Source organism: Ureaplasma zalophigenitalium, assembly GCF_025780055.1.
GTDB lineage: Bacteria > Bacillota_I > Bacilli_A > Mycoplasmatales > Mycoplasmoidaceae > Ureaplasma > Ureaplasma zalophigenitalium.
The window spans coordinates 188,475-198,141 of sequence record NZ_JAOXHJ010000001.1 but is presented as its reverse complement, the minus strand read 5'-3'; the positions used below and the strand labels follow the sequence as shown (position 1 = coordinate 198,141).

Below are 9,667 nucleotides of genomic sequence, written 5' to 3'. Positions count from 1 at the left end.
TTATTCAACAAATTTCTTTATTGAAATACTCAACTTGTTTTTGGGATAAGAATTTGTAAAAAAGCATAGCTAACAAAAAGTTTTTATGATCATTTTGTTCTAGTGAACCACGCATATTAACAGCAGAATTTCACAGCTGTCTTGCAAGTTCTTCTTTATTGATTTTATTATTCATAATATTCCTTTGTGATTGAATTACATATTATTTATTTTACTAGATACTATTAACCTTTTGTGTTTTTCCATTTTTTTAAAACTTAATTGATTACTGTTTTTTAAAAACAAAACAAAAATGGTTGTGTTTTTTTGATAAAAGCCAGCAATGTTTTTTTGAATCAATAATCATGATAGTTCTATTTAATTATATTGATAAATTATTTTTGAGTTTTTGAATTATTAAAACTCACTAATCCCCTTATTTTGTTTAATAAAAACAAGAGGAATTACTTCCTCTTGTTTTTATAAACGAATATTTATGTATGTTTTAATACTCTTACATGTTGTCTTGTGCAGACCAATCTAAATGGGCTTTTATTTTTTCAAATTCTATCCGATTAATCGCATCAGGCATGTTGATGTTCTCGAATGATAAAGACGGAGTGAACTCAAAAGCATTATATCCTATACTAGACACATTAGGTATATTTAGTTTACTTAAATTAAGAGTATATGCAAACGCACGAACTCCAATTATCGAAGCTTTTGGTATATTAATTTTTTTAATGCCAATATTTGTAGCAAACGCATAATCACCTATAAAAACTACCTCAGGCGCATTTACACCAGTTATGTTTTTAGCACGCTCAAAAGCTCTAGGTGCGATTGCAGTTACATTTTCAGGGATTGTAATTTCTCCAACAGCATGAGTCCCATCGATTAAAACATTATTAACAATAACTAATTTTGTTGAGCTAGAGCTTATTAGATTATCTAAAAATTTTGTTCCCAAAAAGACACCTTCACCAAGTGAATTCGCTTGGGGGATATTAACTGATCATAATTTCTCACAATTTGAAAACGCCTGTGATTCAATACTTGTAACGTTGGGAAAATTAACGTCAGTTAAGCCGCTAGATGAAAAAGCTCCTAAACCAATTGAAAGAACGTTTGGAGCATTTATATGAGATAAATTTTTACATCCTGTAAATGCTTGAGAATCAATACTCAAAAGATTGGGAGCATTTACGTTAATTAAACTATTACAATGTTCAAAAGCATTATAACCAATCGAAAGAACTTTTGGAGCATTTAAATTAGTGATATTATCGACACCAGCGAAAGCGCTATCTGCAATTGATGTTACATTTTCTGGGATGTTAATAGCACCTGACGTTTGTTTCCCATCTATCAAAATGTTATGAACGATAGCTAAGTGCTGTTTGTTATTCATAATTAAATTTTTTATAAATGGAGTGTTAACGAAAGCATCAGCACCTATTTTATTAACTTTATTCATTTCTAAATTATTTAATTTAGTACAATTTCTAAAAGCTTGTTGAGATATCGTTGTAACCTTTGGTATTTCTAAATTAATCAAGGATGAACAATCTGAAAAAGCGTTTGAACCAATTGAATGAACATTTGGTAAAGATACATCCACAATATTTGTGCATCCGCTAAACGCTTCAGCACCAATCATAGTTACACTTGGCGCGTTTATTTTTGTTATGTTTGTGCATCCATCAAAAGCTCCATCAGCAATTGATAATACATCTTGGGGGATATTAATGACACCTGATGCTTGTTTACCGTTCAATAAAACGCCATTAAAAATGATTAATTTTTCATTGTTTAAATTCATTAGTTGTTTCTCAAATAACGATTTTTCAAAAGCGCCCGCAGCAATATTCTTGGCATCGGGAGCCAATATATTAGTTAATTTTTCGCAACTACCAAAAGCTAAATTATCTATCTTTTGTACTTTTGGTATTTTTACACTCTCAAGTGCCACACAATTATTAAACGCCATATGATGAATCTCGGTAGCATTTGGTAGATTGATATTCACAATACTATTACAACCACTAAAAGTGCTTACTCCTACTATTGAAGCATTTGGAATATTTATATCGGTTAAATTCATACATGAATCAAAAACTCCACCTAGTAAGATTTCTAGATTTGGTAAGTTGATGTTTGTCAACGAACTACATTCGGCAAAAGCACCTGGTTCAATTAAAACCACCTTTGGAGCATCTACTTTTGTTAAAGATTTACAACGTCAAAATGCACTACGTGAAATTCTAATAATATTGGGCATTTTTACACTGACTAAACCTTCACATCCGCTAAAAATATTTGGTTCTAAATTACAATTATGAGGAATAGTAACGTTTTTTAATTCTTTCAAGCAAGGGTAGACAGCGGAAGGGTTTTCACCATATCTAGGAAGTGAAAAAGCACTTTCAATAATGGTTTTTACGCTTTCAGGAATTTCTAAATTTCCTGTAGCTTGCGATCCATTAAATAAAATACCATTGACAATTGCTAATTTCTGCGGATTGGAATTAATTAAATTAGTTAAATAAGGTGTTCCAAGAAAACTATATGACCCTATATATTCAACATTTGGCATTACCACATTTTCTAAATTGGGGTAATTCATTTTATCTAACATAACTTTTAAATTAGGCATGTGAATTGATTTTAAAGTTTCACATAAACCCTCACTTATATGAGCGGAATCAATTATGTGTATTACATTTGGCATATATAAACTAACAATATTTGTTTTAGGATATATGATTAAAATATTTGGAAGTGTTCACTTGATTGATGAAACATTTTTTATCGGTTTCTTAAGGGCGTAATTGCTAATTGAGCCACTTTTTACTACTTCAATAAAACCATCTTCAATAAAATGTTGTAGATTACTTTTGTCAATAACTAACCCATTAAATTTTAAATCCTCGATAGGCTGTGGTTGTTCTTTTGTTTCTGGAAATTCCTTCATTTCTTTTTTGTTTGTTTCCTTATTTGGATTTTTACAAGAAAAAGTGGCTAATCCAACAAAGATAGCTAAAGCTGTGGTTGCCATAGCTCATCATATTTTCTTCTTTTGCATGTTTAACTCCTTTTTGCACATACACATCTCATTATCTAAGTATATACTATCTATAAAATGTTCCATTTTTTGAAAAATAAATTAGTTTGGTTTTTTTCTTATAATTAAAATAAGTATTTATGAACTTATATCATTGTTTTATAAAAATTTTTTGAGCAAATTATTTTTTAGTGTATAATATATTACCAAATAAATATTAATGACCGAACAATGGGTGCTTGCTCATAAGGTAATCATGATTCAGAATGGTAGTTTTAACTAGAGTTCTGTCGAGCTATCGTATTAGCAAAAATTATGGTGTGGAAATAAATATTTATAACTTTAAATGATTCTCGAAAAACGTATTTAGGTTTCTAATAAGTGTGGTGCTGTTAGCAAACGTTGCCAACTAGATATTGACAGTTGAAACACTGTGAGGTGTGTATAAGTTTTCGGTCGAGAAGTAGGAACGAAAATCTGTTGTGCAAAAATCAAAGCCAAGTTCCTTGGGTAAAACCTAGAGTTATCAAAAGGCCTAATTAACCTTTTGTCTATGCATGAATAAAAGTTATAAATATTTACTTGGTGGAGTTGATTCGTCTCTGTCTTAATATTTATTTTTTTATGTCCTTTTTCTTTTTAGTAGATAGAAAAAAAATAAAAAAGTATCGATCAATAAGGTCGATACTTTTTTCTAAACTAATTAAACTAAGCTAATAGTTTAATTTCCTTAATTATTTGTTTTGCATATTCTGGACTTGCAACAATAAAACCAGCGGAATTAAAATGCCCGCCACCACCAAATATTTTTGCTACTCTAGAGACATCAAAAGTTGTTTTTGACCGTATTTCGCCGCGGTAGTTACCATCTGGTTTTTTTAACAACATGAAGCAAACTTCAGATCCTGCTAATTGAGCGAATTGTGCAGTTAAAGGACGCACAATATCATTAGGCACAACTTCGTTGACGATTAAAAAATCAATGTCATCCTGTATTTGTTTTTGGTTTAAATAATTAAAAATCAGGTTTTTTTCACTTGTTGTTAATTGCAGTTTTTTTAATAATCCGAGATAATCAAGGCCTTTTTGAATAAGTCAGGCCATCACGGCAAATGTTTGATCGCTAATGTTACGTTCGCGCATAAATTCTGTATCTGTTAAAATAGCTGTTGCAAGAGCTTCTAAACATTTTTGATTAACCTGCAACCCCAATGCTGCAGCTAAGATAGCTAAAGGCTCACCTGTGGCTGGTCAATGATCACCACCAATAGCAAATAATCATTCACCCTCATTTTGGTGATGATCAAATTTTAAAGCGTGTTCGGTTTGCACACGTTTATCTTGGATCCGACGTTGTGTTGAAGTATCAACAACAATTTTTAAAGCATCATTAAAAAAGTCATCACTAACCAAACTAATTGGTTCATCAATTAAAAAATGTAAATTACGTGGGTAATCATATCCACTAATTAAAACTTCTTTCCCTTGACAATTTAAACGAATTAATTCTTGTAAAGCAATCGCTGAGCCTAATGTATCACCGTCTGGTTCAACGTGAGTACAAAGAACAATTTTTTTGGCTCTTTTAATATAGTCTCAAAAAATTTTTAAATTTTCAATTAAACTTGTGTTGTTTTTAAGAAACATGATAATCAACTGCCTTTTCATTTAAATAATGGTTAATAGCATAAAATTGGGCTTTTTTCACTTGTTTTTGTTGATTTTTTAATAAGTGTGCCTTTTGCATATTTCTTAAAACTTTGTTCTTTGTTTTGAGTTTAATATCATTAATCTCATTGCGTATACTCTTTAACTGATGTCTATATGCTTGTTTACATAACTGATCTAAACGAACACACTGTCCATATGAAACTTCATCAATATGTGGATGCTCAATCCCTAATCGATAAATAGTCAAGAACATGTAATCACGATAGGCTAGATTATAGTTGATTGGTTTGTAATGGTTAGCAAAACTAATATTAAATGTTCGGGCGATAGCTAAAGCTTTAATTGTTTTGTAATAACGTAACAAACGTTTAAACCAAACACCCTGTTCAAAGAAATAACCTGTCATAATTTTTTTTCTTAATAATGAAGAAAGATATTCTAAAATCATTAATAAAACTACTGTAAAAATTAAATAAGACGATAGGCGGTTTCAGTTTTCTGGATCACCGGAAAAAATATTAATTTGTAAACCAAATTTTGAAGCTCCAACTGTCCCAATCACTGTTGTTGACTTGAAATTAATTTCGATTCGGTATAAGAAGTTCGAAATAATAGTTGGCATGATTTCTTTTAAAGTGTATTTAAATTTCAATCATGTGTTTGCTCCGATTGAATCAAGAGATTCAAAAAAACGTTGCGGAATTTTTTCAATAGCTTGGGTTGTTAGTTTTCCCATCATCCCAATTGAGTGAATCCCTAGTGCTAAAACCCCTGCGAAGACAATAGAATCTTTCGATAAAGCTAAGAAAAGGAAGGCGAAGGTAAAAGCTGGAATAGCTCTTAAAATAATAATCACTAATTTAAAAATTAATGATGTTCATTTTGTGATATTAAAAGAAGCTAATAAAGCGATTGGAATAGCTAATAATGTTCCAATTAACGTAGCCAAAATCGCAACAGCTAGAGCATCAAAACCTAGACGAAAGACGTTTTGGTGGTCTCACACACTGAATAAACTTCATTCAGGACTAAAGAACGCTTGCATACCTTTCACAAAGTAAAAAACTTGAATTTTGTTTGCTGCTTGTCATTTAATCTGAAATAACGCAGCAATTGATAAAGTGATAATAATAACTGCTAGAGCAATTTTTCATAAATAAATTTTTGGGCGTTGTTTTTTCAATGCTTTTAAATACTGATCATAGGGAAGGTGTTCATCTACGACCGGACGTTTTGGAATTGCTTCTAAAAAGTATTTACGGACAAGGAAATTTAATACTTCTAAAATGACCATAAAAGTAATTAAGGTCCATAAAACGATATTTAAACCACCGAATTTATCGGGTTCTTGATAATTGGAGATGGATTCACCAATTGTTGGAATCCCAACAATAGATAAAATAGCTGCGAAACGTACTACCATTTCAAATGAATAAAAGCCATATGCAAAGATTCGTTTGTTTAGATAAGGAAGGATTGAATTTTTGAATGCAACTAATTTTGTGTTTCCAATAGCTTGCATACCATGGTATGCTGAAACATCATATGTATCTAAATCTTCGTATAATCATTTAGCCATAACTGCTGTAACAAATAAAGCTAAGGCAAATGTTGCAGCTAATTCTTTAGATACTAAATTTTTAAAACCAAATGCAAAAACAATTGGGGGGATAGCTCGCATAATTGACATTAAAATACGCATTGGCATATATACTAATGGTGTTTTGATGAAGTTCTTTGAACTTAACAAAGCCACAGGTACTGAAATTAAAATACCTAATAATGTCCCTAAAATAGAGAAACTAATTGTTTTTCATAAGTATTTTAAAGCATGGATAAATGTAGCTGTTGGTGTGTATTTATATCCGGCAACCTCTGTTGTTTTAAAATCGAAGAACCCACTAATATTTTTCCAAAAAATATCGTGCCCACTAAAATTTGGTTTTACAGCTCAGATAATAACAGCCACAATTAGTAGACTGGCAAGGATAGAAATGACACTAAACCACGGGAAACTTTTGGTTACTTTTTGGCCATTAATATCAATGAATTTAGGCTGAAAATAATTTTTAATCTTTTGAAGGAAAAAAACTATTTTCGCTCTATGATAAGAATTTTTAGTTAGCGTTTGTTGTTTGTTGTTCATTAGCAATCTTTTCTTGAATATCCTTTTGAATGACTAAGCGCTTACGTTTAGTTTCAATGAATTGTTCTTCATCGAATTGTTCTAATTGTTCCCCATAAATTTGTTTTAAAATGTTTAAATTAACATTTGTAGAAGGCCCATCATAAACAATACGACCTTTTTTTACACCAATAATTCGATCAGCGTATTGCAACGCTAAATCAACGTGGTGTAAGTTAGCTAAAACTGTAATGTTTTCAGATTTATTAACAAATAGAAATCCATCCATTACACTTTTTGCCATAATTGGATCTAATGCCCCTACCGGTTCATCAGCTAAAATAATTTTAGGATTTTGCGCTAAAGTACGTGCTAACGCTACCCGCTGCATTTGCCCACCAGATAAATCTTTAGCTAAATCATATGCATTTTCCAAAATATTTACTTTCGCTAATGAACGGTATGCTAAATCCAGATCCTTCTTTGAATATCAGCCAAAGAAAGCTTTAAATCGGTTCATTTGTGGCGCTCGTGCTGCCAAAATATTATTAATAACAGAAATATTTTCAATTAAATTATAACCTTGGAAAACAATACCCACTTTTGTTCTAAATTCCCGCAGTTTTTTTCCGTTTAATTTATTTACTTCATATGGCCCAACTTTTAAAACGCCATCGCTAATTGTATTGATTTTGTTAACTGTTTTTAAAAGAGTGGTCTTTCCGGCACCGGAAAGACCAATAATTGCAACAAATTCGCCTTGTTTAATTTCTAAATTGATGTCAATTAACCCTTTTGTCCCATTGGGATAAGTTTTGCTAACATTTTGTCAACTAATCGTTCAATCAGCTTCTTGATGATTATTTGCTTTGTTAGTACTCATAAATTTTAGTTGTTTTTTTGTTCCTCAAAAGTTGTGAATCCATTAAAGTGGGTTTGGAATCATTTTTCAGCAAAAGTATATGAAGCTGATGAAGTTTTTGAAGTATATCCAAAAATTACATCTCCTGCAACATCTTTTCAATCTAATTTTCAATTTGTACCTTGTGCTTTAATGGCTGCTAAAACTTTTTTAGCAAAAGCACTATCTTTTTTAACATAGATATAAGAACGGTAGAAACCTACAACTGGTAATTTTGTTTTATCATTATTTACTTCAGTTGCAATTTTATCCACAGCATCTTTTAATGACTTAGGATATCCTTCAGTTGTTGTTGCTGGATTAGTACCTTGCACGTAAAGATTTGGTTTGTTATCCACTTTATTGAAAGTTCGATAGTTGTTCATTGCGTCAACTAAAACTTTCTCGTCATTGATTGCAGGAGTTGATACGTTTTTTGTAGAAACATACGGATCTACAATTTGAACACTACGACCTGCTTGTACAATAAAGTTAGCGCTAGAAGCCTTAGTAGCTCATGTATCAACAGGTAAGAAAGCAACGTCAAGTATTTTTTGTTCAAGACCACTTGCTGCAGTATCATAATCTGTAGCTACACTAATTTCAATGTTATCTAAGTGCAATACATTTTTAAAGTAATCTCCAATTTTACCAACAGCTTCTGTAACATGTGTTGCATCTCCTGATGGAATAAATTGAATTTTTAAGTTCTTAGAACCTTCAACTTTAGTTACTGTACCGTTTTCTGATACAGTTAAATAGTCACTACCTTCGGCTGGTGTGCTTGAATATAATTTCTTCATTTGACCATTTGGATTAATTGGAATTTCCGCACTTTCATCTGTAATTGCAGAATATCCATCGTGATTATATACAGCAAAAACAGTTTTTTTCTTACCCTTGATGACCATAGTTAGTTCATCTTTTTTTGCTTTTAAATTTTCGTTAGCTGTCTTAATTGTATTGATGAATAATGTTTGTAAAGCTTTGATATCACCCTTTTTTAAATCTCCACGAACTTGAATACCATCATTTGAAATGGGTGTAGTCGCACCGACAACCATAATGTCATCTCTGAAATCTTTGGCATAAATAGCAGCGGCATCACCTCAACCTGCAGCTACTGAAATTTCGCCACTAGCTAGTGCTTTCATTTGAGTTGCATAACTTCCTGAATCAACAGTTTGCGCTATTGCCACCTTTTCTTCATCTTTATCGTTTCCACAACTTGTAGCAATTGCGGTTACAGCAGTAATTGTCCCTAAAATTCCCAGCGATGAGAATAATAGTTTTTTGTTAAGTTTAATTTTTTTCATTTTCAATCCTTTTTTATAAAATTCACTTATCTAAAAACGAGCGTTTGCATGCTCTATTATATTTTAAACAAAATAACGGTATATAAACAATAAAAACAAAAAAACAATGTTTTATTCTCTTTTATTAATTAAGATATTACAAAGTAAAAACATATATTTTTAACAGAATAGAATAAAAATTTGTATATATAAATATTTTTGTGTTTTTAATTTTTTATAAAAATATCATTTTGGCATTTCCTGAGCTCGTTGTTAGAAATATTAAATGATTCAAACTATAGAAAACTTAAAGGATATGTTGTTTGGTTACCCCATTTTTTATACACTTGCAACTATTTTAGAGTTCAAAAAATGATTAATGAAAACTAAACAATTAAAACTTTAAAATGCGATTAACAAAAATCCAAAAACTTGTTCAATAAAACAATAATCAATCCTAAAGACAAGCAAAAACACAAAAGCGATTGTTTGGTTTCCCTTTATCTTTTAATTATTTTCCGAAGTTTTCATACTTCGAAGAGATATAACACCTAATTTTAATTATCTTGTGGATATTCTGTAACTGTTAAAAATTCTGATGTTTTTTAATAATAAAAAAAAAAAAAAAAAAC

The 9,667-nt window shown here is 30.7% G+C and carries 5 protein-coding genes; all 5 read right to left on the bottom strand.

All coding sequences use genetic code 4. From position 1 onward, the window contains the following. Window positions 1-493: 493 nt before the first annotated feature. The 5 genes from OF365_RS01070 to OF365_RS01050 all read right to left on the bottom strand — a co-directional run bounded on the left by OF365_RS01070 (window position 494) and on the right by OF365_RS01050 (window position 9,056). On the bottom strand, window positions 494-3,064 hold the full coding sequence (locus OF365_RS01070; RefSeq protein WP_263817759.1) for a leucine-rich repeat domain-containing protein: 2,571 nt from the start codon (window positions 3,062-3,064) through the stop codon (window positions 494-496). A 687-nt stretch (window positions 3,065-3,751) separates the two neighbouring features. Further along, window positions 3,752-4,690: a DHH family phosphoesterase gene (locus OF365_RS01065; RefSeq protein WP_263817758.1), complete on the bottom strand. Its 939-nt coding sequence runs from the start codon at window positions 4,688-4,690 to the stop codon at window positions 3,752-3,754. Further along, window positions 4,680-6,860: a PhnE/PtxC family ABC transporter permease gene (locus tag OF365_RS01060; protein ID WP_263817757.1), complete on the bottom strand. Its 2,181-nt coding sequence runs from the start codon at window positions 6,858-6,860 to the stop codon at window positions 4,680-4,682. Before OF365_RS01060 ends, OF365_RS01065 begins: the two co-directional genes overlap by 11 nt. Further along, window positions 6,832-7,722: a phosphonate ABC transporter ATP-binding protein gene (gene phnC, locus OF365_RS01055; protein ID WP_263817756.1), complete on the bottom strand. Its 891-nt coding sequence runs from the start codon at window positions 7,720-7,722 to the stop codon at window positions 6,832-6,834. The genes OF365_RS01060 and phnC overlap by 29 nt, the downstream gene beginning before the upstream one ends. 5 nt (window positions 7,723-7,727) lie before the next feature. Beyond that, the gene (locus tag OF365_RS01050) at window positions 7,728-9,056 is read right to left on the bottom strand and encodes a PhnD/SsuA/transferrin family substrate-binding protein (protein WP_263817755.1); all 1,329 of its coding nucleotides are present in this window, start codon (window positions 9,054-9,056) and stop codon (window positions 7,728-7,730) included. Window positions 9,057-9,667: the final 611 nt, after the last annotated feature.